The following is a 25,203-nucleotide window of genomic DNA, read 5'->3' as shown; positions in this document are numbered from 1 at the left end:
TCGCACCGGAATCCGCCCTGCCCTGCCCCGCCACCGCTCCCCGCTCCCACTCTTGTGGCCCGTTCGCCTCCGGGCGCCCCGACCGGCCGCCGACGGGTCGTCGGCGCGGCCCTTTGGCTCACTCCCCTGCGGCCAGCTCCCGGACGGCCGCCGCGAACAGGTCGCCGCGCTCGCCGTAGTTGGTGAACATGTCCATCGAGGCGCAGGCCGGGGCCAGCAGCACCGTGTCACCCGATCGGGCGAGCGATGCGGCCGTTCGAACGATCTCGGTCATCGCCACCGCGCCAGTCTGGCCCTCGGCCGCCTCGATCACCGGCACATCCGGAGCGTGTCGCTCCAGCGCCTCGCGGATCACCGCCCGGTCCTGCCCGATCAGCACGACCGCGCGCAGCCGCTCGGCCGCGCCCTGGACGAGGTCGTCGAAGGTCGCGCCCTTGGCCAGCCCTCCGGCGACCCAGACGATCGGCCGGTAGGCCGCCAGCGAGGCCGCGGCGGCGTGGGTGTTGGTGGCCTTGGAGTCGTCGATGTACGTGACCTCGCGGACGGTACCGACCTCGGCGATCCGGTGGGAGTCCGGGCGGAAGGCCCGCAGGCCCTCCCGGACGGCCTTCGGCTCGACCCCGTACGCCCGGGCCAGCGCCGCCGCGGCGAGCGCGTTGGCGATGTTGTGCGGGGCCGGCGGGTTGACGTCCTCGACGGAGCCCAGTTCGGCCGCGTTCTTGGCCCGGTCCGCGACGAAGGCGCGGTCGACCAGCAGGCCGTCCACCACGCCGAAGTTCGACAGGCCGGGCGCGCCGAGGCCGAAGCCGACCGCCCGGCAGCCCTCCTCGACGTCGGCCTCGCGGACCAGCGCCTCGGTGGCCGGGTCGGCCAGGTTGTACACGCAGGCCACCACGTTGCCCTCGTAGATCCGGCCCTTGTCGGCGGCGTACGCCTCCATCGAGCCGTGCCAGTCGAGGTGGTCCGGGGCCAGGTTGAGGACGGCCGCCGAGTACGGGCGCAGCGAGGGCGCCCAGTGCAGCTGGTAGCTGGAGAGTTCGACGGCGAGCACGTCGTACGGCTCCTCGGCGAGCACCGCGTCCAGCACCGAGACCCCGACGTTGCCGACGGCGGCGGTGCGCTTGCCGGCCGCGGTGAGGATCGAGGCGAGCATCTGGACGGTGGTGGTCTTGCCGTTGGTGCCGGTGACGGCCAGCCAGGGGGCGGGCTCGCCGGTGCCCGGCAGCGGCTTGCGCAGCCGCCAGGCCAGCTCGACGTCGCCCCAGACGGGGACGCCGGCCGCCTCGGCGGCGGCGAACAGCGCGCTGTCGGGGGCCCAGCCGGGCGAGGTGACGATCAGTTCGGTGCCCTCGGGCAGGCTCGCGCCGTCGCCCAGGCGCACCGCGACGCCGAGTGCCTCCAGCTCGGCGGCGCGGGCCGTGAGGCCCTCACCGCTGCCGCCGTCGACCACGGTGACGCTCGCACCGAGCCCGTTCAGGACCCGCGCGGCGCTGATGCCCGAGACGCCGAGGCCGGCGACCACCACGGGCAGGTGCTTGAAGTCGAAGTTCGTCATCCGGTCCGGTATCCCGCGTAGAAGAGGCCGAGGCCGACGGCCACGCACAGGCCCTGGATGATCCAGAAGCGGACCACGACCAGGACTTCGCTCCAGCCCTTGAGTTCGAAGTGGTGCTGTAGTGGCGCCATCTTGAAGACGCGCTTGCCGGTCATCCGGAAGGAGCCGACCTGGATGATCACCGACAGGGTGATGATCATGAAGAGGCCGCCGAGCAGGATCAGCAGCAGCTCGGTGCGCGAGCAGATCGCCAGACCGGCCAGGGCGCCGCCGAGGGCGAGCGAGCCGGTGTCACCCATGAAGATCTTGGCGGGCGAGGTGTTCCACCACAGGAAGCCGAAGCAGGAGCCCATCAGGGCGGCGGCCACCACGGCGAGGTCCAGTGGGTCGCGGACGTCGTAGCAGGCGTTGGTGGCGGAGAGGAAGTAGGCGCAGCTCTGCCCGTACTCCCAGACGCCGATGAAGGTGTACGCGCCGAAGGCCATCACCGAGGCACCGGTGGCGAGGCCGTCCAGACCGTCCGTCAGGTTCACGCCGTTGGAGGTCGCCGCGATCATGAAGTACGCGAAGATGACGAACAGCACCGGGCCGATCGACCACTTGAAGTCGCGCACGAAGGACAGCGACTGGGAGGCCGGGCTGAGGCCGCGGTCGTCGTGGAACTGCAGCGCCAGGATGGCGAACACCAGACCGACGATCGACTGCCCGGCCAGCTTCGCCTTGGCCCGCAGGCCCAGCGAGCGGCGCTTGACGACCTTGATGTAGTCGTCCAGGAAGCCGACCAGGCCGAGGCCGGTGGTCAGGAAGAGCACCAACAGCCCGGAGGCGGTCGGGCTCTCGCCCGTTATCGCCTTGGTGCCGAAGTACGCGATCAGGGTCGCCAGGATGAAGGCGATGCCGCCCATGGTGGGCGTGCCCTTCTTGCTGTGGTGCGCCTTGGGCCCGTCGTCACGGATGTACTGGCCGTAGCCGCCCCGGGCGAGCAGCTTGATCAGGGCGGGCGTACCGACCAGCGAGAGGATCAGGCCGATCATCCCGGAGAAGAGGATCTGCTTCATCATCGGGCAGCACCATCCGTCAGGAGGGCCTCGGCCACCTTCTCCAGCCCCACCGAACGGGACGCCTTCACCAGGACCACATCCCCCGGCCGCAGCTGACTGCGCAGCAGTTCGACCGCCGCGTCCGCGTCGGACACCAGCACCGACTCCTCACCCCACGAACCTTCGTTCCTCGCGCCGAGTTCCATGCAGGCCGCCTCGCGTCCGCCGACCGCCACCAGCTTGGTGACGTCCAGCCGGACGGCGAGCCGTCCGATGGCGTCGTGCTCGGCCAGACTGTCCTCGCCGAGCTCCCGCATCTCGCCGAGCACCGCCCAGGTGCGGCGGCGCTCCGGACCGCGGCCGCCCATCGAGACCAGCGCCCGCAGCGCGGCCCGCATCGAGTCGGGGTTCGCGTTGTAGGCGTCGTTGACGACGGTGACACCATCGGCCCGGTCGACGACCTCCATGCGCCAGCGGGACAGCGCACCCGCCTCGCCCAGGGCTGCCGCGGTGTCGTCGACGGTCATCCCGAGCTCCGTCGCCACCGCGGCGGCGGCGAGGGCGTTCGAGACGTGGTGCTCACCGTACAGGCGCAGCTGCACGGGCGCGGAACCGGCCGGGGTGGTGAGCGTGAACGATGGCCGCCCGGTGGCGTCCAGGCGAACATCGGTCGCCCGGACGTCGGCGTCCGGGGACTCCCCGAACAGGACGACCTTCGCCTTGGTGCGGGACGCCATCGCGCGCACCAGCCGGTCGTCCGCGTTGAGGATCGCGGCGCCCTCGGCGGGCAGCGCCTCCACCAGCTCGCCCTTGGCCTCGGCGATCGCCTCCTGGGAGCCGAACTCGCCGACGTGGGCGGTGCCGACGTTGAGGACCAGGCCGATCCGCGGCGGGGTGATCGAGGTGAGGTACTCGATGTCGCCCTTGTGCCGGGCACCCATCTCCATCACCAGGTGCCGGGTGCCGTCCTCGACCCGCAGCGCGGTCATCGGGTGGCCGATCTCGTTGTTGAGCGAGCCGGGCGGGAAGACGGTCTCGCCGTGGCGCTGGAGCAGCTGAGCGATCAGGTCCTTGGTGCTGGTCTTGCCGGCCGAGCCGGTCAGCGCGACCACCGTGGTGCCCTCGGCGCGGGCGACCACGGTCCGGGCCAGCCGGCCGAGCGCCTCCACCACGCTGTCGACCAGGACGGCGGGCACGCCGACCGGGCGGGAGGCCAGCACCGCGACGGCGCCGGCGTCGACCGCCGTGGCCGCGTAGTCGTGGCCGTCCACGCGCTCGCCGACGAAGGCCGCGAACAGGCAGCCGGGGCTCACCTTCCGCGAGTCGACCTCGACCGGGCCGGTGACCAGGGTGTCCGGGTCGGCGCCGTCCAGCGTGCCTCCGACGGCGGCGGCCACCTCGGCGAGGGTCAGTGCGATCACTGCTGCTCTACTCCTCGGTCGCCCCGGTCGGCCGTGGCCCGCGCGATAGCTTCGCGCAGTACCTCCCGGTCGTCGAAGGGGCGGATCTCGTCTCGTACGTACTGGCCGAGCTCGTGGCCCTTGCCGGCCACCAGCACGGTGTCCCCCGCCAGGGCGCGGGCGACCGCGAGCCGGATCGCCTCCGCCCGGTCGGGGACGACCAGGACGGCACCGCGCTCGGCCTCGGGCACCGCGGCGGCGCCGGTCAGCATGCTGGCGAGGATCGCCAGCGGGTCCTCGCTGCGCGGGTTGTCACTGGTCAGCAGGGCGGTGTCGGCGAGCCGGGCGGCGATGGCGCCCATCGGGCCGCGCTTGTGCGGGTCACGGTCGCCGCCACAGCCGATGACGACGTGCAGCCGGCCCTTGGTGACCTCGCGCAGCGAGGCGAGGACGGCCTGCAGGGCGTCCGGCTTGTGGGCGTAGTCGACCACGGCGACGAACGGCTGTCCGCCGTCCACCCGCTCCAGCCGGCCCGGCACGCCGGGGACGGCGGCCACTCCGGCCACCGCCCGATCCAGCGGCAGTCCGGCGGCGACCAGCACGGTGATCGCGGCCAGCGCGTTGGCCACGTTGAACGGGCCGGGCAGCGGGACGGAGGCGTCGGCCTCGGCGCCGTCCGGGCCGACGACCCGGAAGGTGGAGCCGGCCGGTCCGAGCTGGACGTCCACGGCCCGCCAGTCCGCGCGGGCGTCACCGGTCGCGGAGAAGGAGGTCACCGGGATCTCGGCCTCGGCGGCGAGCCGGCGGCCGTACTCGTCGTCCAGGTTGACCACCCCGTGGCGGGACTTGCCGGGCTGGAACAGCCGGGCCTTCGCCTGGAAGTAGTCCTCCATGTCCGGGTGGAAGTCGAGGTGCTCGGGGGTGAGGTTGTTGAACAGCGCGACGTCGTACGCCACCCCGTCGGTGCGGCCGAAGACCAGGGCGTGGCTGGAGACCTCCATGGTCACCGCGTCCGCGCCGCGCTCGGCCATCACACCGAGGATCGCGTGCAGGTCGGTGGCCTCGGGGGTGGTGCGCTCGCTCTTGATCCGCTCCTCGCCGACCCGCATCTCGACGGTGCCGATCACCCCGGGGCTGCGCCCGGCGCCGCGCAGACCGCCCTCGACCAGGTACGAGGTGGTGGTCTTGCCGTTGGTGCCGGTCAGCCCGAGCATCAGCAGCCGCTCGGACGGGTGGCCGTAGACGATGGCGGCCAGCTCGCCCATCCGGGCCCGCGGCCGGTCCACGACCAGCAGCGGCAGGCCGGTGGGGGCGGCCAGCTCGGCGCCCGCCGGGTCGGTCAGCACGGCCACCGCGCCGGCGTCCGCGGCCTTGGCGGCGAAGGCCGCGCCGTGGTGGTTGGCGCCCGGGAAGGCCACGTACACGTCGCCCGGGCGCACCGCGCGGGAGTCGTGGGTGACGCCGGTGACGCTGCCGCCCTCGACGGGCGGCAGGCCCAGCCGGGCGGCCAGCTCGGCGAGCGGCAGGGCGGCGGCCCCGGTCGGGCGGGGCGGACTCACGGTGGTTTGATCGGGTTTCGGCACGGCGCGAAGGCTATCCGCCGAAGGGTGCCCAGGGCCAAACCGGGCCTTCGCCGCGCCGCCGTCCGCACCGGCCCGCTGGTTGCTCATCCTCGTTCACGGCTTCCACTCGACGGGCAGGTTCGGCGCCTGGCTTCCGCTCGGCGGGACCTGCATGGTCTTCAGGGTGAACTCCATCACCTGCTTGAACACCGGGCCGCACAGCTGGCCGCCGAAGTGCCCGTTGACCGGGCCCTGGAGGGTGCAGGAGACGGTGTAGCGGGGGGCGTCGGCGGGGGCGAAGCCGATGAAGGAGGCGGTGTAGCCGTCGTAGCCCTTGCCGTCGGCGGCCCCCCGGTTGGCGGTACCGGTCTTGCCGGCGACCCGGTAGCCGGGGATGGCGGCCTTGCCGCCGGTGCCCTGCTCGTCGTCGACGACCGACTCCAGCATCGAGGTGAGGGTCTTGGCGGTCTGCTCGCTGACCACCCGGCTCTGCTCGCCCGGCGGGGTCGGGGTGTACTTGCCGTCCGCCCCGGTGACGCCCTGGACGATGCTCGGCGCGACCCGCACCCCGCCGTTGGCGATGGTCGAGTACACCGAGGTGGCCTGCAGCGCGTTCATCTGCATCGGGCCCTGGCCGAAGGAGATGTTGTACTTCTCCGAGGCGACCAGGTCCTCCGGCTTCTTGAGCATCCCGGCTGTCTCCCCGGGGAAGTTCAGGCCGGTCGGCTGGGCCACGCCGAACTTGCGCATGTAGCTGTCGAGTACCTGGTTGGCCTTCAGCTGGTCGCCGTCGCCGAGGGTCTCGATCGCCTCGATGGTGCCGATGTTGGAGGACTTGGCGAGCACCCCGGCCAGGGTCAGGTACCAGGTGCCGTGCTCGACGTCGTCCTTGAACTGCTGCCCGGCCCGGACCAACGGGTACGGGACGGTCACCTTGGTGTCCCAGTTGGCCTTGCCGGAGTCGAGGACGGCGGCCAGGCTCATCAGCTTGGCGGTGGAGCCCGGCTCGTAGGCGTCGACCAGGGCCGGGTTGCCCATCTGGGACTGCTTGGCGAGGCTCAGGTCGTTCGGGTTGAAGCCGGGCGCGGAGGCCATCGCGATGACCTGGCCGGTCTTCACGTCCTGGACCACCACATAGCCCTTCTCCGCGCCGGAGTTGGCCACCTGGTCGGTGATCGCCCGCTGGGCGGCCCACTGGACGTCCCGGTTGATGGTCAGCTTGATGTCGCTGCCGGGCACGGCCGGGTCCATCGAGCCCCCGGCGGTGGGGACCAGCCGCCCGCCCGCCTGGGCGTAGCTGCTGTGGCCGTCCTTGCCGGCCAGCTGCTTCTGGTACTGCAGCTCCAGTCCGCCGGCGCCCTCGCCCTCGCCGTTGACGAAGCCGACCAGGTTGGCGGCCAGGCCCTCGGCCGGGTAGATCCGCTTCTGGGTCTCCCGGTTGAACACCCCGGCCAGCGGATTGGCGCACTCGTTGTCCACCCGGGTGCGCCCGCCCTGGTCGGCGGGCTTGCCGAGCAGCTTCTTCTGGGCCTGGCAGGTACGCGAGCCGGCCTTCTTCTCCAGACCCGCCTTGAGGTCGCTGATCTGGTTCTTGGCGGCCGGGGTCTGCTGCGCGGCGAGCCGCTTGTAGCGGGTCTTGGGGGTGTGCAGGTCGGCGGCGATCTTCTCCTTGGCGACGCCGACGATCGGCGACAGCAGGGCGGCCGCCTGCTCCGGCGCGTCCGGGATGCCGGTGGCCTCGGGGGTGAACATCGCCGGGTCGGCGGTGATGTCGTACGCGTCCACCGTGGCGGCCAGCGCGACGCCGTCGGAGGACGTTATCGAGCCGCGCTCGGCGGTGATCGGGATGTTCAGGTAGCGGTTGGTGTTGGCGTCGGCGGCCAGCGCGTCGGCGTCCACCAGCTGGAGCTGGACCAGGCGCCCGGCGAAGACCGAGAACACCAGCGACAGCACCACGCCGATCACCCGCAGCCGGCGCTTCGGCTCGGCCAGCCGCAGCGCCTTGGGGCGCAGCGGCAGGCGGGGCTTCGGGCGCGGCCGCACCGCCGCCTGGCTGCGGGCCGGCGGGCGGCCCTCGGGGCGGCGCTGCTGCGGCGCCCGCGGGGTCCGGGCGGCGGCGCCCTTGGCGGGCTGCGCCTTGGCGGACTGGCCGCGCGCGGTCGAGCCCTTCGCCGGCTGCGCCTTCGGCGGCTGGGGCTTGGCGCTCTGACCCTTGGCCGGCTGCCCCTTCGCGGGCTGGCCGCGCCCGGCGGCGGGCCGGGCCGTCCCCGGGCGCGGCGGCTGCCGGCGGCCGGCACCCGAACCGGAGCCTGACGGCTGACGAGGTGTCGTCATCGGGTACCACCCCCGTGCTGGGCCGGTGCGGATGTCACCGGGTTGAGCTGGATCACCGAGTCACCGGCCGAGGCCGCCGGGGTCGGCGGCGGCGCCTGGGTGTTCGGCTGCGCCGGAGGCTGGGCAGTGGGCGAGGCGCTCGGCGCGGCGCTCTGCTGGGCCGGGGCCTGCGCGCCGGGCGAGGCCTTCATCGGCCACGGCTCGACCGTCGACTTCTTCACCGGCGGGCTGTCCTGTGCCGGGCCGGGCGTGCCGATCACCTTGCCGCCGTTCGGCACGTCAAGGAAGGCCATCCCGCCGGCCGGGACCATGCCCAGCTCGGCGGCCCGCTTGGCCAGCGCATCCGGGGCCGAGCTCTGGTCGATCTCGTGCTGGAGGCTCTGCTGTTCGTCGGTCGCCTTGGTGGTCTGCTTCTGCAGCCGGGACAGCTCGAAGGAGCCCTCGTTGAGCGCCGTGTTCAGCGCCAGCAGCCCGAGCAGCCCCGCCGCCAGCAGCACCACGACGAGCACCGCGAACGGTGTGCGCCCCCGCACGGGGCGCCGCCCCGGCCGGACCGTGATCCGCGCCCTGCCCTGTCCGGGCAGTCCTCCCCGCCCCGCCCGGACCTCACCGGCCACCGGCCCCACTGCTCTCCTCCACCCTTCGGACCCCGCCGGACCGTTCCTCAGCCCCGCTTGCTTCGGTCCCTGATCCTCTCCGCCACCCGCAGCCGTACGGGCGCGGCGCGCCGGTTCTCCTCGATCTCCTCCTCGGTGGCCTGCTCGGCACCGCGGGTGATCAGTTTGAGCCAGGGCTGGTGCTCCTCCGGGATGAACGGGAGCCCCGGCGGGGCCGTGTTGGTCGAGCCGGCGGCGAAGTACTGCTTCACCAGCCGGTCCTCCAGCGACTGGTACGACATCACCACCATCCGGCCACCGATCGCGAGGACGTCCAGCGCCCCCGGGATCGCCCGGTCCAGGACCTCCAGCTCACCGTTGACCTCGATCCGCAGCGCCTGGAACGTCCGCTTGGCGGGGTTGCCCCCGGTCCGGCGGGTCGCCGCCGGGATGGCGTTGCGCACCAACTCGACCAGACGCGCGCTGTTGGTGAACGGTTCCTTCTCCCGCTCCCGCAGGATGACCGAGGCGATCTTCCCGGCGAACCGCTCCTCGCCGTACACCTTGAGGATCCGGGCCAGGTCGCCGTGGCTGTAGGTGTTCAGCACCTCCGCCGCGCTGATCCCCCGGGTCTGGTCCATCCGCATGTCCAGCGGCGCGTCCTGGGCGTAGGCGAAGCCGCGGTCGGCCTCGTCCAGCTGCATCGAGGAGACGCCGAGGTCGAACAGGACGCCGTCCACCTCGTCGATGCCCAGGCGCTCCAGCACCTCGGGGATCTCGTCGTACACCGCGTGCACCAGGGTGGCCCGGTCGCCGAAAGGGGCCAGCCGCTCGCCGGAAAGCTTCAGCGCCTGCGGGTCGCGGTCCACCGCGATCAGCCGCACCTCCGGGAACTGGGTCAGCAGCGCCTCGCTGTGCCCGCCGAGGCCGAGGGTGGCGTCCACCACCACGGCACCGGGGCGCGAGATCGCCGGGGCCAGCGCGTCCATGCACCGCTGCAGCATCACCGGAACGTGCTTGGGACCCGGTTCGTTGGTGGTCATGCGCGGTGGCGCCCTTCCTCGGTGCGGAGCAGCCCGACGACCGGGAGCTCCGACCATTCTCGCCCACCGCCCGTCGGCGCGACGACGCGGCCCGTGGTCCCCGCCCGCTCTGGGGGAAGGTCGTGGACGCCCGGCGCCGGGGAAGGTGCGCCAGGTGAACACGGAGCGGGTGGAGGCCACGAGCCGCATCGGCCGGGCCGCGCACCGGCCGGAACGGCCCGGTTGACGGGCTGCGGCGGGTGTGCTTCAACGCGGCGCAACTCTATCGCGCGGACCCTTCCAGTCAATGGTCCGCTCCGGCGCACCACCCGGGCGGCGGTACGGATCACCGCAGGTCGTGGCCGTCCGGGCGGTCCGGCGAGGGCACCGGCCGGGGGCCTTCGGCGAGCGCCACGCGCCCCCGTCGAGCGACCGGGTACGAACCCACCGCGGGACCGGCCCCGGCACCGGCCACAGGACCGCTCCGGGACGACTCCGGCACCAGTCCGGACAAACCCGCCCGTTGTCGCTATGCGCTCGATCACAGCGGTGCGTTCTGTAGCTCTCCGCCCCACCGCGGGGCCCCGGATCGCACTAACGTCGCCCCCATGACAGTGACCCCCGACCGGCCCACGCCGAACGCCGCTGCCGACTCCACCGGACCCACCATCATCGACCGCTTCGTCACCTCCAACCGCGAGTACGCGGTGACCTTCCGGGACGGCGGCATGGACGCCCGCCCCGTCCAGAAGATCGCCGTGGTGGCCTGCATGGACGCCCGTCTCGACCTGTTCGCGGCGCTCGGCCTCGAACTGGGCGACGCCCACGTCATCCGCAACGCCGGCGGCGTCGTCACCGACGACACCATCCGGTCCCTGACGATCAGCCAGCGCGCCCTGGGCACCCGCTCGATCGCCCTGATCCACCACACCGGCTGCGGCCTGCTCGGCCTCACCGAGGACTTCCGCCGCGAGCTGGAGCTGGAGGTCGGCCAGCGCCCGCAGTGGGCGGTGGAGGCCTTCGTCGACCTGGACAGCGACGTCCGCCAGTCCATGCAGCGGGTGCGCACCTCCCCGTTCCTGCTGCACACCGACGACGTCCGCGGCTTCGTGTTCGACGTCCACACCGGGCTGCTGCGCGAGATCCGGTAGCGCCGCCCGCTCGCCCGCCCTTCGACCCGGGGCGGGACCCCCACCACCTCCCCCTCCGGGCATTCGGAGACCGCCGAATGGTGACTTCTGGCCGCCGAACGGGGGAGAATGCGCCTGCCGGTCGGACCCCGAACCACCTGGGTCGGCCGGGCCGCAGGCCGCCCACCGGCGCCGGATCCTCCTTCGGAACCGCCCCCGGGACGGCCGCGTCAAGCATGGGTGGGGTCCGGCCTCAGGTGGGGCGGGCGCAGCGTGCCAGGGAGCGTAAACGGGTGACGAGCTACAACGATCAGGCCGGTCTCGGCAGTCCTGCGGGGGGCGAGCAGAGGGCGAACGGGTACCGTCCGGTCGGGCTCTCGGAGCTGGCCGCAGTGGTGGACCGGGTCCGGACCAACATCGAGAGCGTGATCGAGGGCAAGCCGGAGGCCATCCGGATCGCCCTGACCGTCCTGCTCGCCGAGGGCCACCTGCTGCTGGAGGACGTGCCCGGCGTCGGCAAGACCATGCTGGCCAAGGCGCTCGCCAAGTCCGTCGACTGCACCGTGCGCCGCATCCAGTTCACCCCCGACCTGCTGCCCTCGGACGTCACCGGCACCAACATCTACGACCAGCAGCGGCACGACTTCGAGTTCCGCCCGGGCGCGATCTTCGCGCAGATCGTGGTCGGCGACGAGATCAACCGCGCCTCGCCCAAGACCCAGTCCGCGCTGCTGGAGTCCATGGAGGAGCGCCAGGTCACCATCGACGGCACCAGCTACGAGCTGCCCTCGCCGTTCATGGTCGTGGCCACCCAGAACCCGGTCGAGATGGAGGGCACCTACCCCCTCCCGGAGGCCCAGCGGGACCGCTTCATGGCCCGGATCTCGATCGGCTACCCGAGCCCCGAGGCCGAGTTCGCGATGCTCGACGTGCACGCCGGCGCCAACCCGCTGGACGACCTCCAGCCGGTCGCGCACGCCGCCGACATCCTCAAGCTGGTCGAGCTGGTCCGCACCGTGCACATCGCCGACCCGGTCCGCCGCTACGCCGTCGACCTGGTCGCCGCCACCCGTACCAGCCCCGAGCTGCGGCTGGGCGCCTCGCCGCGCGCCACCCTGCACCTGGTCCGGGCCGCCCGCGCCGCCGCCGCGCTGGACGGGCGCGACTACGTCACCCCGGACGACATCCAGCGCCTGGCCGTCCCGGTCCTCGCGCACCGCCTGATGCCGACCGCCGAGACCCAGCTCGGCCGGCGCACCTCCGAGCAGATCGTGACCGACCTGGTCGCCCGGCTGCCGCTGCCGCGTCCGCAGGGCGGCCCGGCCGTCCGGAGGGGCTGAGGTGGCCTCATCCGACCCGACGGGCGGACTGCGGGCCGGACTGCGCGGCCTCACCACCCGGGGCCGCTCCTTCCTCGCCGCCGGTCTGACCGCGGTGGTCTGCTCCTACCTGCTCGACCAGGACGCGCTGCTGCGGGTCGGCGTGCTGCTCGCCGCGCTGCCGCTGGCCGCCGCCGTGGTGGTCGCCAACACCCGCTACCGGGTGGCCAGCGGACGCCGGCTCAGCCCGCACCGGGCGATCGCCGGCCAGGAGGCCCGGGTCCACCTGCGGGTGGACAACGTCTCCCGGGTGCCCACCGGGCTGCTGCTGCTGGAGGACAAGGTCCCGTACGTGCTCGGGCCGCGCCCGCGCTTCGTGCTGGACAAGGTCGAGCCGCGCGGCTTCCGCGAGGTCTCCTACCGGGTCCGCTCCGACCTGCGCGGCCGCTACCCGCTCGGGCCGCTGCAGCTGCGGCTGTCCGACCCGTTCGGGATGTGCGAGGTCAACCGCGCCTTCGCCGCCGCCGACGTGCTCACCGTCGTCCCCCAGGTGCAGGCGCTGCCGCAGGTGCGGCTCACCGGCGAGTGGATCGGCCAGGGCGAGAGCCACACCCGCACGCTGGCGCTGGCCGGCGACGACGACGTGATCCTGCGCGAGTACCGGCCCGGCGACGACCTCCGCCGGGTGCACTGGCGTTCCACCGCCCGGTACGGCGAGCTGATGGTGCGCCGCGAGGAACAGCCGCAGAAGGCCCGCGCCACCGTCCTGCTGGACACCCGCGAGGTGGGCCACCGGGGCATGGGCCCCGCGTCCTCCTTCGAGTGGGCGGTCAGCTGCGCCGCCTCCGTCGCCGTGCACCTGCTGGAGCGCGGCTACCAGACCCGGCTGCTCACCGACACCGGCCAGTGGGTGCCCGGGCCCGGCAGCGGCGGCCACAACGTCGCCGCCGACACCTCCGGGCTGATCCTGGACGCCCTCGCGGTCGCCGACCTGTCCGACGGCGCCGGGCTCTCCCGCGCCGAGGAGCCGCTGCGGTCCGGCGGTGAGGGCCTGCTGGTCGCCGTCCTCGGCGACCTGGACCAGGCGCAGACCGCCCGGCTGGCCCGGCTGCGCGGCCGTACCGGCGGGGCCGTCGTCTTCCTGCTCGACACCGGCACCTGGGCCGGTCTGCGGATGCTCGCCCCCGGCACCGGCGGGGACGCGTTCCGCGAGCGGGTCCGGGAGCTGCGCCAGGCCGGCTGGACGGTCCTGCCGGCCCGGGCCGGCGACTCCGTGCCGGACCTGTGGCGGGCCGCCGACGGCGCCAAGACCACCGCCCCCTACCGAGAAGAGGCCGGCGCGTGACCCCCCGGGCCAAACTGACCGTCTACTCGGCGCTGGCCACCGCCCTCGCCTCTCTGTGCATGCTGCCGCTGCTGACCACCCGCAGCTGGCTCACCCACGCGTTCCTGGTGATCGCCGTGGTCGCGGGGGTCGGCGCGGGCCTGCGCCGTTCGCCGCTCTACCGCTGGTCGGTGCCGGTGGCCCAGGTGCTGGTGCTGCTCCTGCTGATGCTGATCGGCTTCGCCGGCTCCGGGATGACCGCCGGCGTGCTGCCCGGGCCGTCCGCGATGCGGGTGCTCAGCCAGGTCTTCTCGGCCGGCGTCGACGACATCACCCAGTACGCCATCCCGGCGCCGCCGACCGCCGGCCTGCGGCTGATCCTGGTCTCCGCGGTCGGCCTGATCGCCGTGCTGGTGGACGCCATCGCGGTGACGTACCGGCGTTCGGCGCTGGCCGGGCTGCCGCTGCTGGCGCTCTACTCGATCGGCAACGGCCTGGCCGGGGAGCACAGCAGCTGGGTCTGGTTCGGCTGCGCCGCGGTCGGCTACCTGGTGCTGCTGTTCGCCGAGGGCCAGGACCGGGTCTCCCGTTGGGGCCGGGTCTTCCGCGGCGGCCCGCGCGGCACGGTGACCTCCACCCAGGTCGGCCTGGGCGGCCAGCAGGTCGGCGTCCTGGCGCTGGCCCTGGCGCTGCTGCTGCCGGTCTTCCTGCCGCGCTGGGACCTCGGGCTGTTCGACTCCGGCTCCGGCGGGTCGTCCGGCAAGGGCACCGCCGGGAGCCTGACGAGCCTCGACCCGTTGGTCAGCCTGGAGGCCTCGATCACCAAGCCGTCCGACACCGAGCTGCTCTCCTACAGCCTGGACAGCGACCTCGCCGACCAGACCTACCTGCGCACCGGCTCGCTGGACCAGTTCGACGGCACCTCCTGGAAGCTCAGCAGCACGGCGGTCATGAGCCTGCCGGTCACCATGCCCGCCCCCGAGGGTCTGCGGGACACCGACGTCGCCCGCTTCAAGGGCGACTTCCAGGTCAGCGAGAAGCTGGACAAGAGCTGGCTGCCGATGCCCTACCCGGCCGCCTCCGTCCAGGTCCCCAACCGCGGTGACTGGGGGTTCGACCCGATGACCCGCACCGTCCTGCCGGCCAACGACAAGGCGATGCGCGGCCTGCACTACACCGTCAGCGCGCTGGACCTGCGGCCCAGCGCCAACGAACTGCGCACCGCGCCGCTCGCCCCGCAGGACGTCCGGGACCACTACACCGCCCTCCCCTCCGACCTGCCGTCCGTGGTGGCCGAGCAGGCCAAGGCGGTCACCGCCGGCGCGCGCAACGACTACGACCGGGCGACGGCCCTGGTGAAGTGGTTCACCGGCCCTCAGTTCACGTACGACACCGCAGTCGAGGGCGGCACCGGCAGCGACGCCATCGCGGTCTTCCTACGCGACCGCAAGGGCTTCTGCGTGCACTTCGCCTCCACCATGGCCGCGATGGCCCGGGTGCTGAAGATCCCGGCCCGGGTCGCGGTCGGCTTCACCCCCGGCGACAGCAAGGGCGGTGGCACCTACTCGGTGACCGGCAAGATGTACCACGCCTGGCCGGAGCTGTACTTCTCCGGCTACGGCTGGCTGCGCTTCGAGCCGACCCCGAGCCGGGGCATCCCGACCAACTACAGCGAGGCGTCCAGCACCCCGACCACCGCTCCCACCCAGCAGCCGACCGCCGCGGCGACCAGCACGGCGGCCGTCCCGGCGCCGAGCAGCAGCTCCGACTGCACCGCCAAGCAGCACCAGCTGGGCGACTGCGGTCCCAAGAGCAAGACCGTGAGCACGGCCGCCGAGGAGTCCTGGCTGCTGTCCGGGCAGGTGCTCGGCACCCTGGCCGTGGTGGTCGCGCTGATCGCCCTGCTGCTCGTACCGATGTTCTGGCGGACGGCCGTGCGCCGTCGACGGCTCGGCGGCGGCGGGCGCCGCCGGCCGGGCGGGGACGGTCCGGTCGAGCTCACCGACGCCCAGGTGCTGGCCGCCTGGGACGAGCTGGTCGACTCCGCCTGGGACCTCGGAATTCCCCCGGACGAGTCACGCACGCCGCGCTCGGCCGCCCGTCGGATCACCGAGACGGCGGACCTGGACGCGGACGCGGCAGCCGCCGCCGGGCGGCTGGCCCTGGCCACCGAGCGGGTGCTCTACGCCCGTCCCGGGCAGGTCACCACGGCCTCGCTGGCCGCCGACGTCCGCGCCGCCCGGCGTGCCCTGTGGGCCCGCACCCGCCGGGCCGGCCGGGTCCGGGCACTGCTGCTTCCGCCGTCCTCGGCGCAGCTGTGGTGGCGGATCTCCGACACGGTGCGGGCGGTCCGGGCAGGCGCCGCCGCCCGGACCGGCCGGGCCGCCGAGGCCGTCTCCGGCCCGGTGCGCCGGGTGGTCATCCGCCGCAAGCGGTCCACCCCGGAGTCCTGACCCACACGAGAGCCGGGGCGGGCAGTCGATCGACTGCCCGCCCCGGCTCTCGTTCTCTCGTCCCTCGATGCGGCGCTGCGCCGCTACGGCTCAGAAGCCGCCGGCCTGCTCGTCCCGGCGGCGCTGCCAACGCTGCTCCACCCGGTCCATCATTCCGGCCTTGCGACGCGGGGCGGCGGCCTGGCGGGGGCCGGAGCCCTGGCTCGCGGGCCCGCGGCGCCAGCCGGTCACCGCGAACACCGCACACCCGAGCATCACCAGGAAACCGACGACGCTGACCCAGATCTGGTCCGGAACGACCATGCCGCCCATCAGCAGACCGATCCCCACCACGAAGCCGGCGACGGCCAGGTAGACCCGCCGGCGGGTGTAGGTGCGCAGCCCGGTTCCCTCAAGCGCTGACGCGAATTTGGGATCTTCGGCATACAGCGCTCGCTCCATCTGGTCGAGCAGTCGCTGCTCGTGCTCCGAGAGCGGCACGGAGTCCTCCTACTCGTCGGTCGCGGGTGCGACCGGTCCGCCACCCCGGTCGGGGAGGCCAGTCCAATCAGCCTTGGGCACACGGTCGGACGCCCGTGTGGGGGACCCGGCCCGTGTCGTCCATATGCCCCACGCATCCAGCTGTCATGCTTTCCGGCTTTACCCAGATCATACGGTCCGTGGGCCCGTTACGGAGTGGTCTGCGCCGCGTGGGACGGGCCACTTGGACGGGGCGGGGCCGCACCCGGCTCAACGCCGGACGGATCGGACAAGTGCCCGACCCGGTGGAATCGGTCCGGACCTGGGGAGCTTCCCGGTCCCACCCCGGTGAGGGGTCGGCGTCCGGCGGCCGACGGGCGGTCCGGAGGGGGCCCCGAGGGGGTCCCGAGGGAGGTCAGACGAGGGTGGCCAGCAGGTGCAGCTGGGTGGCCACGGCATGGAAGGCGGGCTGCTCGGCGGCGGCCTGCTCCAGCTTCAGCAGCGCCTCCGTCGCGCCCGGCTCGGCGTCCACCAGCACGCCGGGCACCAGGTCGGCGAAGACCCGGACGCCGTGCACCGACTCCACCCGCAGCCCCGCGCCCTCGGCCAGTCGGCCCAGCTCCTCGCCGGTGAAGCGGCGCGGCATCGGGTCCTGCTCGCCCCAGCGGCCGTCCTCGGCGGAGAGCGCCGTACGGGCCTCGGTGAAGTGGCCGGCCAGCGCGCGGGCCAGCACGGCGCCGTTGCGGTTGGCGGCCAGCAGGCTGACCAGGCCGCCCTTGCGCAGGGTGGCGGCCAGGCTGCCGAGCGACTCGGCCGGGTCGTCCACGACCTCCAGCACGCCGTGGCAGAGCACCGCGTCGACGGTGCCGGGGGCGACCAGCTCGGGCAGTGTCTGGGTGTCCCCCTGGACGGCCCGGACCAGGTCCGTCACCCCGGCCTCGGCGGCCCGGCGCTCCAGCGCGAACAGCGCGTCGGGGCTCGGGTCGACCACGGTGACCCGGTGGCCGAGCTTGGCCACCGGCACGGCGAAGTTGCCGGTGCCACCGCCGGTGTCGACCACGTCGAGCACCGGCTGGTCCAGCTCGGCCGCCCGCTTCTCCAGGGCTGCCCGCACCACCTCCCAGACCACGGCGGTACGCAGGGCACTGCGGGGACGCGTCGGGTACAAGGTGGGGCTCCTCGGCACGTGCAGATCGATCAGGTTGCCTCCACCTTAGGGCCTGTCTCCTGGGTCCGGTCGGACAGCCCGCGGCGTTGGGGTGCGTGCATCGCGCGGCGGAGAAGGGCGACGATGCGGCGCCTTGGCAACCGACGACAACGCGGCGAGGTGCGTGCCCCGAGGCCGCGGACCCGGCAGGGGCCCATGAGACGGGCCCTGCACCGGGCGGATCGCGGTGCGGTTCATGCCGGGGGCTCGTCGGCGTCGAGCGGCAGCCGGGGGGCGGGCGGGGCCGGGCGCAGGCCGAGCAGGCGCTCGACCAGGCGCAGGAACAGGGCGGAGTTGCGGATCAGGTCGTCGGCGTCACGGGCCGAGGCGGCGCCCCGGATCCCGGCCTCGGCGGCGGCCCGGCGGCGGGCGCCGGCCCCGTAGTAGAGCGCCCATTCGGCCAGTTCGGGCGCCACCTCGGGGAGCACCTCCCAGGCGCTGCGGATGGCCTTGCGCCGTCGCGGGTTCTTCTCCGGCCGGCCGCGGACGGCCAGTACGGCCGCCACCGTGCGCAGCGCGGCCAGGTGCGCGGTGGCGTAGCGCTCCAGCGGGTCCTCCAGCGCGCGGGCGCGGGCCAGCGTGCGGTGGGCGTCCGCGAGCAGGTCGAGGGCGGCGGGCGGCGCCGCCGTCCGGCGCGGCACGGGGTGGACGTCCCGCCCGGCCGGGGCGGGGGTGTGCGGCAGGGCGGCGGAGTGGAGGCGGGCGGTGACGGGCTCAGGGTGGCTGATGGTCATGGTCTCCCCCGGTCCGAGGCAGCGCGCGGACCGGGTGGTCCGTGCTCCTCCATCGTGAACGGCGCCACTGACAATCCGGCCCCGGGAACGGGCGTACCGGCGGCGGACGCGGTCCCCCCGGTCCGCGCCGCCGCCGTCTGCCGTCGCTCCGCCCACCCCCCACCGGGCGGCGGTGCGAACTTCCCCCGTTTCCCCCGTTCGGAGACCGGTCTCCCCCCGGCCCGCTCCGCCGCCCCGTGTCGGCGGTGCGGGGCCCGTGACCGGCGCCCGACGCGGATCCCGAACCACCGCCCCCCGAGCCTCCAGGCCGGGGAGCGGACGGGATCCGCCACCCGGGCGGCCGGCGCCCGACGCGCCGTCCTCCCGGGTGCCACCACTCTCCCGTCCCGGCAGGTCGGAGGCCATCCGCTGACGTACTCAACCGGGGATCTGAGTACCCGTACTCAGCCGGCCCGGTCCGGGCGGACCGGGAACCGCGGCGGTGACCGGTGACGTCCCGGGTCCGGGTACGGTACGGCGGGGCCGGGGCGGTCCCGACCGGGGTCGGGAGACCCGGGATAGCGAGGAGGGGGACGCGATGACGGTCCTGCCGCTGATCTTCACCAGCGGTCTGGCCAGCGGCATCAACGCGTACGCGGTGGTGCTGCTGCTCGGTCTGCTGGGCCGGTTCGCCGGGGCGGAGTCGGTGCCGCACGCGCTGGAGCGCACCGATGTGCTGATCGCGGCGGCCGTGCTGTTCCTGCTGGAGGCGGTGGCCGACAAGATCCCGTACGTGGACACCGTCTGGGACGCCGTGCACACCGTGATCCGGCCGATCGCCGGCGCCGTCGTCGGCGTGCTGATCGCGAGCAACGACCCGGGCTCGCTGAGCGAGGTCGCGGCCGGGGCGATGGGCGGCACCACGGCGCTGGTCACCCATCTGGTGAAGGCCTCGCTGCGGATGGCCGTCAACACCTCGCCCGAACCGTTCAGCACCATCGTGGTCAGCCTGGCGGAGGACCTCTCGGTGGCCGGCCTGGTCACCCTGGCGATCTTCCACCCCTGGGCGGCCGCCTCGATCGCCGCCGTCCTGCTGCTGGCCGGCCTGCTGCTGGTCTGGCTGGCGGTCAGCAGGATCCGGGCGTTCCGGGCCCGTCGGCGCGAGCGCAAGGCCGTCCGGGCGGCCGCTGCGGGATCGCCCGCAGGTCAGGCCTAGGATCGGGTCCCATGGCACGGATCGTCATCATCGGCGCAGGAATGAGCGGGCTCGCGGCGGCCTCCCGGCTGGCGACCCTCGGTCACCGGGTGACGGTCTGCGAGGCGAGCGGCACGTACGGCGGCATGGTCGGCCGGTACGAGCGCGACGGCTTCGCCTTCGACACCGGCCCCGGCCTGCTCACCCTCCCGGCGGTCTACCGCGACCTCGCGCTGAAGACCGGCCGGGAGCCGCTGGAGCAGCTGGTCGACCTGGCGCCGGTGGACCCGGAGAGCCGGCACCTGTTCCCGGACGGCGGCGACCTCACCCTGCCCAACGCCTCCCGCGGCGGCGTCGGACAGGCCCTGGACGCCGCCTTCGGAGCCGGCTCGGGCGAGCGCTGGAACGCCATGATCAACCGCGGCCGGACGGTCTGGGAGGCCACCCGCCGCCCGCTGCTGGAGGAGCCGCTCCCGGCCGACCCCACGCCGCTGCACGCCGACCCGTACCCCGTACCGCCCCGGCGCGGCCTCGCCCGACTGCGGCCCACCGGCCGGTGGACGCTCGCCGACGTCGCCGCCCGCGAGCTCGGCGGCCACCCGGGGCTGACCGCCCTGCTGCACGAGCACACGCTGCGCTTCGGCTTCGACCCGCGCCGCGCCCCGGCCTCGGCCACCGTGCTGCCGTACATGGAGCAGTCCTTCGGCGTCTGGTACGTCAGGGGCGGCCTGCGCGCGCTGGCGGACGCGGTGTACCGCCGCTGCGAGCAGCGCAAGGTCGAGTTCCGCTTCGACACCCGGTGCGAGGGGGTGCTCCCCGCGGACGGCCGCGCCCGCGGGATCGAGACCACCGCCGGCCCGGTCGAGGCGGACGTCGTGGTCTCCGCGGTGGACGCCGACGCGCGGCACCACGCGCCGGCGGGCACGGCCGAGACCCCGGACCACCGGCCGGCCCCGGCGAAGGACGCCGACGGCGTCCCCGGCCGGGTCGTGGTGCTGCTGGCCCTGCGCGGGGAACGCCCGGCGGGCACCGCGCACCGCACGGTCGTCCACGCGGCGGACCCGGCCGCCGAGCAGGCCGGGGCCTTCGACCGGGGCGCCCCGCTCGCCGAGCGCCCGACCGTCCAGGTGCTCCGCCCGGACGACCCCTCGCTGCACCCGGCGGGCCACCACACCGCCGTGCTGACCGCGACCGTCCCCTCCACCAGGGGCCACGACTGGACGGCCCCCGGCGCCGCCGACCGCTTCGCCGACCGGATGCTCGCCCACGCGGACGCGGCCGGCCTGGGCCTCGGCGAGCGCGTGCTGTGGCGGGTGGTCCGCACCCCCGCCGACACCGAGCGCGAGAACGGCTCCCGCTTCGGCGCCGTCCCCCGCCCGGCCCTGCCCGGCGCGCGCGGCGCCTACCTCCAGGCCGCCACCGAGGCGTACCCGGGCCACTACCTGATCGGCGGCGGCGCCCATCCCGGCGGCGGGCTCGCCCGGGTCGGCATGTCGGCGTGCATCACGGCCAACCTCATCGGCCCGGCCTGAGGCGTCCGTCGGCCCGTACGCGCCGCCGCGTCCGTCAGCCCTGGTGCCAGGTGTTCTGCTGCTGGTAGCCGTAGTTCTGGTCGTACGCCGGCTGCTGGGGAATGCCCTGGCCGTGCTGGTCCGGCTGGGGCTGCCACTGCTGCTGGTCGTGCTGCTGCTGGTCGTGCTGCTGGTGCTCGTGCTGCTGCCGGTGCTGGTCGTGCTGCTGGTGCTGCTGGGCGTTCGGGTCCCAGGCCTGCTGCTGGTAGCCCTGGTACGGGTCCTGGGGCTGCTGGTAGCCGCCGTACGGGTCCTGCTGCTGTTGCGGGTAGCCGCCGTAGGACTGCTGGTCGTAGGCGTAGGCGGGCTGCTGCTGGGTCTGCCACTGCTGCTGGTCGTAGCCGGGCTGGTAGGCCGGGGCGTACGGGTCCTGCGGCTGCGCGGTCTGCGGCTGCTCGTAGTAGGAGGGGGCGTAGACGCCGTCCTGGGCCAGCTCCTGCATCTCGAAGGCGGCGGTCTGCTCGACCTCCGGGGCCTCTTCGGCGGCCGGCTCCGGCATCGGGGCCACGGCCGGGGCCGGGGTCTCCTCGACCGCGCTGACCTCGCCGACCCGCTTCTCCTTCGCCGTCGCGGCGGCCGTGACCGCCGCGCCACCGGTCAGGGCGCCGAGCAGCGGCACCTTGGCGAGCGGGCCGGGCAGGCTGCCGTCGGCCTTCCGCAGGGACCAGCCGTTCTGGTAGCCGCGCTTGACCGAGAGGGTGACGAAGGCCTGGCCGACCGCGAACAGGCCCGCTCCGACGCCGATCACCACGACCGAGTCGAGGCCCATCCCGACGGCCACGCCGAGGAACCCCGCCAGGGCCAGCACCCGCCAGTGCACCGGCGCCCGGTTCTGCAGCAGCACCTCGGCGACCAGCCAGAGCGCCACCACCGCCAACGCGACGTACAGCAGCAGATATCCGATGCCCATCCGCCCGCTACCTCCAGTCGCGTGCCCGCGCGCGCCGCGCGTGTGCGGCGACTGTACCGGTTCAACGGCCGGGGTACCGCATCGCGTTCCCGCCGTCGGCGGCACCGGCCGCACACGACCGGGCCCGCCACCGCAGCACGGTGGCGGGCCCGTGAACAGCCGTGGTCAGCGGTGGTGCAGACCCAGGTTCTGGTAGATCTCCAGCGTCGCCGTGGAGTGGTTGAGCGTGATGAAGTGCAGGCCGGGCGCGCCCTCGGCGAGCAGCCGCTCGGCCATCGCGGTGGCGTGCTCCATGCCGATCGCGCGCAGCGCCGCCGGGTCGTCGATGGCGGCGCGCAGCCGGGCCTCCAGGTCGACCGGGAAGGCCGAGCCGCTGAGCTGGGGGAAGCGCTCCAGCTGCTTGGCGTTGGTGACCGGCATGATCTCCGGGATGATCGGCGTCTCGCAGCCCGCGGCGGTGACCCGGTCGCGGAACCGCAGGTAGTCGTCCACCTCGAAGAACATCTGGGTGATCGCGTAGTCGGCGCCGGAGCGGACCTTGGCGATGAAGTGCCGGATGTCCTCGTCCCAGTCGGTCGAGCGCGGGTGCCGGTTCGGCGAGGCCGCGACGCCGACGCAGAAGTCGCCGATGCCCTTGATCAGCTCCACCAGCTCGTACGCGTAGGTGACGCCGTCCGGGTGGCGGACCCACTCGCCCATCGGGTCGCCGGGCGGGTCGCCCCGGACCGCGAGGACGTTGCGCACGCCCTGGTCGGCGTACTGGCCGATGATGTTGCGCAGTTCGGCGACCGAGTGGTCCACCGCGGTCAGGTGGGCGACCGGGGTGAGCGTGGTCTCGGTGGCGATCCGGCCGACGATGTTGACGGTGCGCTCGCGCGAGGAGCCGCCGGCGCCGTACGTCATGCAGACGAAGTTCGGGTCCAGCGGTTCGAGCCGCCGGATGGCGTCCCAGAGCTTCTGCTCGCCGGCCTCGGTGCGCGGCGGCATGAACTCGAAGGAGAAGGAGCGCTTTCCGGCCGCCAGGAGTTCGCGGACCGTGAGCGCACGGTCCGGTCTCGTGGAAGCGATGCCGAGTGCCATGCTCGCAGGTTATCCGGCCCCCGAAGGGGCCGGACAACTCGGTTCCACGATTCGGGACAAGTAGTGGACGGGCTTCCGCTTCCTTCCCGCCGCCCCGCGTGCCCCGGTCGACCCGCTCGCACGGCCGTTCCCCGCCGCCCCGCTACGCTTGCTGCACCCCAGCGAACCAGCGGAGCCTCATCGTGACCTCGTCCAGCAACCGGCCGGCCAACCCCATGGACGTGGAGGACGTCCGCACCCGCGTCAACGCGGCCCTCGCCGCGTTCATGGACGGCCAGTCCGCGCTGCTCGGCAAGATCTCGCCGCACCTGGTGCCCGCCGCCGACGCCCTGCGGGACTTCCTGCTGGACGGCGGCAAGCGGCTGCGCCCGGCCTTCTGCTACTGGGGCTGGCGGGCCGCGGGCGGGCCCGCGGCCGGCGAGGGGATCGCCAACGCGGCGGCCGCGCTGGAGCTGCTGCAGGCCAGCGCCCTGGTGCACGACGACCTGATGGACCGCAGCGACACCCGCCGCGGCCTGCCCTCGGTGCACCGCCGCTTCGAGGCGCTGCACCGGGACAGCGGCTGGCGCGGCGACCGCGAGCAGTACGGCGCCTCGGCCGCGGTGCTGCTCGGCGACCTGCTGCTGATCTGGTGCGACGAGCTGTTCCTGCGCTCCGGCCTGGACCCGGCCGCCGTGCTGGCCGCCAAGCCGAGGTTCGACCTGATGCGCACCGAGGTCATGCTCGGCCAGTACCTGGACGTGCTGGAGCCGGTGGCCGGCGACTCCGCCGACGAGGGCGCGCTGGAGCGGGCGCAGACCGTCCTGCACTACAAGTCGGCGAAGTACACCATCGAACGGCCGCTGCAGGTCGGCGCGCTGCTCGCCGGGGCCGGGCCGGAGCTGGTCGAGGCCCTCGGCGCGTTCGGGCTGCCGCTGGGCGAGGCCTTCCAGCTGCGGGACGACCTGCTCGGCGTCTTCGGGGACCCGGCCGTCACCGGCAAGCCCGCCGGGGACGACCTGCGCGAGGGCAAGCGCACCCTGCTGGTCGCGCACGCGATGCGCGCCCTGCCGCCGGCCGACGCCCGGCACCTGGACGCCCGGCTCGGCGCGCCGGACCTGGCCGCCGACGAGGTCGCCGAGCTGAGCGGGCTGGTCGCCCGCAGCGGCGCGCCCGAGCTGGTGGAAGCCCGGATCGAGGAGCTGATGCGGCAGTCGCTGGCCGCGCTGGCGGCGGCGCCGCTGGCCGACGAGCGGGCCCGTACGGTGCTGCTGGCACTGGCCGAGGCCGCCACCGTCCGCAAGTACTGAGGGACGGCGACGGCCTCGGGAGCGGTCAGAGCGCCGCGCGCACCCGGCGGGCGAGCTCGGCGGCGGCCGCCCGCGGGTCCTCGGCCGCGGTGACGGCCCGGACCACGACGATCCGGCGGGCGCCGGCGGCCAGCACCTCGTCCAGGTTGCCGAGGTCGATCCCGCCGATCGCGAACCACGGCCGGTCGGTGGCCTGCTTCGCCGCGTACGAGACCAGGCCGAGGCCCGGCGCGTGGCGGCCCGGCTTGGTCGGGGTGGGCCAGACCGGGCCGGTGCAGAAGTAGTCCACGCCCGGCTCGGCGACCGCCGCGTCCACCTCGGACTCGGCGTGGCAGGACCGCCCGATCAGCACGTCCTCGCCGAGGATCGCCCGGGCGGCCGGCACCGGCAGGTCGTCCTGGCCGAGGTGCAGCACGTCCGGCCGGGCCGCGTGGGCGACGTCGGCGCGGTCGTTGACCGCCAGCAGCTTGCCGTGGCGGCGGCAGGCGTCGGCGAAGACCTCCAGGGCCGCCAGCTCCTGCTTGGCCTCCAGGCCCTTGTCGCGGAGCTGGACGATGTCCACCCCGCCGGCCAGCGCCGCGTCCAGGAACTCGGCCAGGTCGCCCTGCTCGCGCCGGGCGTCGGTGCACAGGTAGAGCCGGGCGTCGGCCAGGCGGGCACGCAGCGTGTCCGCCGCCATCAGATCAGCATCGCCTGGGCGCGGCGCTTGACCTCGGTGCCGCGGTTCTCCCGCAGCGCCTGGATCGGGCTGCCGGGCAGCGACGGGTCCTCGGTGAAGAGCCACTCCAGGATCTCCACGTCGTTGTACCCGCAGTCGCGCAGCAGGTTCAGGGTGCCGGACAGGTGCTTGACCAGCCCCGGGCCGTCGATGAACGCCGCAGGGACCTGCAGCGACTTGTTGGGGCCGCGGCGGACCGCGATCAGCTCACGCTTCCTGACCATGTCGCGGACCTCGGTGACCAGCACACCCCACTGCTCCGAGATGTCGGGGAGGTACATCCACTCGGGGACCAGGGCTTCAATCTTGCTTTCGATCTCGCTCAC

General features: G+C 74.1%; 21 protein-coding genes. 7 read left to right on the top strand and 14 right to left on the bottom strand.

Annotation, left to right across the window (positions count from 1 at the left end):
- Positions 1-118: 118 nt before the first annotated feature.
- The 7 genes from murD to rsmH form a co-directional block, all read right to left on the bottom strand.
- Positions 119-1,555 carry a UDP-N-acetylmuramoyl-L-alanine--D-glutamate ligase gene (gene murD / locus ACZ3YL_RS21545; protein WP_465659120.1) on the bottom strand — a complete coding sequence of 479 codons (1,437 nt, stop codon included), beginning with the start codon at positions 1,553-1,555 and terminating at the stop codon, positions 119-121.
- Positions 1,552-2,613: a phospho-N-acetylmuramoyl-pentapeptide-transferase gene (gene mraY / locus ACZ3YL_RS21540; RefSeq protein ID WP_188309292.1), complete on the bottom strand. Its 1,062-nt coding sequence runs from the start codon at positions 2,611-2,613 to the stop codon at positions 1,552-1,554. The genes murD and mraY overlap by 4 nt, the downstream gene beginning before the upstream one ends.
- On the bottom strand, positions 2,613-4,016 hold the full coding sequence (locus ACZ3YL_RS21535) for a UDP-N-acetylmuramoyl-tripeptide--D-alanyl-D-alanine ligase (protein WP_188309267.1): 1,404 nt from the start codon (positions 4,014-4,016) through the stop codon (positions 2,613-2,615). Before ACZ3YL_RS21535 ends, mraY begins: the two co-directional genes overlap by 1 nt.
- Positions 4,013-5,665, bottom strand: a complete 1,653-nt coding sequence (locus ACZ3YL_RS21530) for a UDP-N-acetylmuramoyl-L-alanyl-D-glutamate--2,6-diaminopimelate ligase (protein ID WP_465659118.1) — start codon at positions 5,663-5,665, stop codon at positions 4,013-4,015. Before ACZ3YL_RS21530 ends, ACZ3YL_RS21535 begins: the two co-directional genes overlap by 4 nt.
- Before the next feature lie 6 nt (positions 5,666-5,671).
- On the bottom strand, positions 5,672-7,891 hold the full coding sequence (locus ACZ3YL_RS21525; protein ID WP_465659116.1) for a peptidoglycan D,D-transpeptidase FtsI family protein: 2,220 nt from the start codon (positions 7,889-7,891) through the stop codon (positions 5,672-5,674).
- Complete coding sequence (gene ftsL / locus ACZ3YL_RS21520) at positions 7,888-8,424, bottom strand: cell division protein FtsL (RefSeq protein WP_465659114.1); 537 nt, start codon at positions 8,422-8,424, stop codon at positions 7,888-7,890. Before ftsL ends, ACZ3YL_RS21525 begins: the two co-directional genes overlap by 4 nt.
- A gap of 131 nt (positions 8,425-8,555) precedes the next feature.
- Complete coding sequence (rsmH, locus tag ACZ3YL_RS21515) at positions 8,556-9,530, bottom strand: 16S rRNA (cytosine(1402)-N(4))-methyltransferase RsmH (protein ID WP_465659112.1); 975 nt, start codon at positions 9,528-9,530, stop codon at positions 8,556-8,558.
- Between the two features lie 587 nt (positions 9,531-10,117).
- Between rsmH and ACZ3YL_RS21510 the strand changes: the two genes are divergently transcribed.
- The 4 genes from ACZ3YL_RS21510 to ACZ3YL_RS21495 all read left to right on the top strand — a co-directional run bounded on the left by ACZ3YL_RS21510 (position 10,118) and on the right by ACZ3YL_RS21495 (position 15,735).
- Positions 10,118-10,660, top strand: a complete 543-nt coding sequence (locus ACZ3YL_RS21510) for a beta-class carbonic anhydrase (protein WP_188305494.1) — start codon at positions 10,118-10,120, stop codon at positions 10,658-10,660.
- A gap of 272 nt (positions 10,661-10,932) precedes the next feature.
- Positions 10,933-11,979, top strand: coding sequence for an AAA family ATPase (locus tag ACZ3YL_RS21505; RefSeq protein WP_411292971.1), 1,047 nt, complete (start codon positions 10,933-10,935; stop codon positions 11,977-11,979).
- A gap of 1 nt (position 11,980) precedes the next feature.
- Positions 11,981-13,303 carry a DUF58 domain-containing protein gene (locus ACZ3YL_RS21500; RefSeq protein ID WP_317621119.1) on the top strand — a complete coding sequence of 441 codons (1,323 nt, stop codon included), beginning with the start codon at positions 11,981-11,983 and terminating at the stop codon, positions 13,301-13,303.
- Complete coding sequence (locus tag ACZ3YL_RS21495; RefSeq protein ID WP_465659109.1) at positions 13,300-15,735, top strand: transglutaminase TgpA family protein; 2,436 nt, start codon at positions 13,300-13,302, stop codon at positions 15,733-15,735. The genes ACZ3YL_RS21500 and ACZ3YL_RS21495 overlap by 4 nt, the downstream gene beginning before the upstream one ends.
- 90 nt (positions 15,736-15,825) lie before the next feature.
- Here ACZ3YL_RS21495 and ACZ3YL_RS21490 read toward each other — a convergent pair whose 3' ends face one another.
- The 3 genes from ACZ3YL_RS21490 to ACZ3YL_RS21480 all read right to left on the bottom strand — a co-directional run bounded on the left by ACZ3YL_RS21490 (position 15,826) and on the right by ACZ3YL_RS21480 (position 18,135).
- Complete coding sequence (locus ACZ3YL_RS21490; RefSeq protein WP_188305497.1) at positions 15,826-16,215, bottom strand: DUF3040 domain-containing protein; 390 nt, start codon at positions 16,213-16,215, stop codon at positions 15,826-15,828.
- A 394-nt stretch (positions 16,216-16,609) separates the two neighbouring features.
- Complete coding sequence (locus ACZ3YL_RS21485; protein ID WP_223242413.1) at positions 16,610-17,362, bottom strand: methyltransferase domain-containing protein; 753 nt, start codon at positions 17,360-17,362, stop codon at positions 16,610-16,612.
- Between the two features lie 233 nt (positions 17,363-17,595).
- A complete protein-coding gene (locus tag ACZ3YL_RS21480) occupies positions 17,596-18,135 on the bottom strand; it encodes an SAV_6107 family HEPN domain-containing protein (RefSeq protein WP_188305498.1) in 540 nt (179 codons plus the stop codon).
- Positions 18,136-18,712: 577 nt separating this feature from the next.
- Between ACZ3YL_RS21480 and ACZ3YL_RS21475 the strand changes: the two genes are divergently transcribed.
- Positions 18,713-19,330: a DUF4126 domain-containing protein gene (locus tag ACZ3YL_RS21475; protein WP_188305499.1), complete on the top strand. Its 618-nt coding sequence runs from the start codon at positions 18,713-18,715 to the stop codon at positions 19,328-19,330.
- A gap of 11 nt (positions 19,331-19,341) precedes the next feature.
- Positions 19,342-20,841, top strand: coding sequence for a phytoene desaturase family protein (locus ACZ3YL_RS21470; protein ID WP_465659105.1), 1,500 nt, complete (start codon positions 19,342-19,344; stop codon positions 20,839-20,841).
- 34 nt (positions 20,842-20,875) lie between these two features.
- Here ACZ3YL_RS21470 and ACZ3YL_RS21465 read toward each other — a convergent pair whose 3' ends face one another.
- Both ACZ3YL_RS21465 and metF read right to left on the bottom strand, forming a co-directional pair.
- Complete coding sequence (locus ACZ3YL_RS21465; RefSeq protein ID WP_188303967.1) at positions 20,876-21,790, bottom strand: hypothetical protein; 915 nt, start codon at positions 21,788-21,790, stop codon at positions 20,876-20,878.
- Positions 21,791-21,955: 165 nt separating this feature from the next.
- Complete coding sequence (gene metF, locus ACZ3YL_RS21460) at positions 21,956-22,870, bottom strand: methylenetetrahydrofolate reductase [NAD(P)H] (RefSeq protein ID WP_465659102.1); 915 nt, start codon at positions 22,868-22,870, stop codon at positions 21,956-21,958.
- A gap of 182 nt (positions 22,871-23,052) precedes the next feature.
- Here metF and ACZ3YL_RS21455 point away from each other — a divergent pair, with 182 nt between their 5' ends.
- The gene (locus tag ACZ3YL_RS21455; protein ID WP_465659100.1) at positions 23,053-24,159 is read left to right on the top strand and encodes a polyprenyl synthetase family protein; all 1,107 of its coding nucleotides are present in this window, start codon (positions 23,053-23,055) and stop codon (positions 24,157-24,159) included.
- Between the two features lie 25 nt (positions 24,160-24,184).
- Here ACZ3YL_RS21455 and thiE read toward each other — a convergent pair whose 3' ends face one another.
- Together thiE and ACZ3YL_RS21445 are read right to left on the bottom strand one after the other, a co-directional pair.
- Complete coding sequence (gene thiE, locus ACZ3YL_RS21450; protein ID WP_188303969.1) at positions 24,185-24,838, bottom strand: thiamine phosphate synthase; 654 nt, start codon at positions 24,836-24,838, stop codon at positions 24,185-24,187.
- A complete protein-coding gene (locus tag ACZ3YL_RS21445; protein ID WP_188303970.1) occupies positions 24,838-25,203 on the bottom strand; it encodes an Rv2175c family DNA-binding protein in 366 nt (121 codons plus the stop codon). Before ACZ3YL_RS21445 ends, thiE begins: the two co-directional genes overlap by 1 nt.

It is taken from the genome of Kitasatospora sp. NPDC023176 (genome assembly GCF_055560495.1).
Note: the sequence above shows the minus strand (reverse complement) of the source record. Positions and strands in the feature narration are given on the sequence as shown.

Coding starts and splice junctions, on each gene's coding strand:
- ACZ3YL_RS21525 (WP_465659116.1), bottom strand. CDS start 7,891: ATGACGACACCTCGTCAGCCGTCAGGCTCCGGTTCGGGTGCCGGCCGC.
- murD (WP_465659120.1), bottom strand. CDS start 1,555: ATGACGAACTTCGACTTCAAGCACCTGCCCGTGGTGGTCGCCGGCCTC.
- mraY (WP_188309292.1), bottom strand. CDS start 2,613: ATGAAGCAGATCCTCTTCTCCGGGATGATCGGCCTGATCCTCTCGCTG.
- metF (WP_465659102.1), bottom strand. CDS start 22,870: ATGGCACTCGGCATCGCTTCCACGAGACCGGACCGTGCGCTCACGGTC.
- thiE (WP_188303969.1), bottom strand. CDS start 24,838: ATGGCGGCGGACACGCTGCGTGCCCGCCTGGCCGACGCCCGGCTCTAC.
- ACZ3YL_RS21480 (WP_188305498.1), bottom strand. CDS start 18,135: ATGACCATCAGCCACCCTGAGCCCGTCACCGCCCGCCTCCACTCCGCC.
- ACZ3YL_RS21470 (WP_465659105.1), top strand. CDS start 19,342: ATGGCACGGATCGTCATCATCGGCGCAGGAATGAGCGGGCTCGCGGCG.
- ACZ3YL_RS21510 (WP_188305494.1), top strand. CDS start 10,118: ATGACAGTGACCCCCGACCGGCCCACGCCGAACGCCGCTGCCGACTCC.
- rsmH (WP_465659112.1), bottom strand. CDS start 9,530: ATGACCACCAACGAACCGGGTCCCAAGCACGTTCCGGTGATGCTGCAG.
- ACZ3YL_RS21475 (WP_188305499.1), top strand. CDS start 18,713: ATGACGGTCCTGCCGCTGATCTTCACCAGCGGTCTGGCCAGCGGCATC.
- ACZ3YL_RS21530 (WP_465659118.1), bottom strand. CDS start 5,665: ATGAGCAACCAGCGGGCCGGTGCGGACGGCGGCGCGGCGAAGGCCCGG.
- ACZ3YL_RS21465 (WP_188303967.1), bottom strand. CDS start 21,790: ATGGGCATCGGATATCTGCTGCTGTACGTCGCGTTGGCGGTGGTGGCG.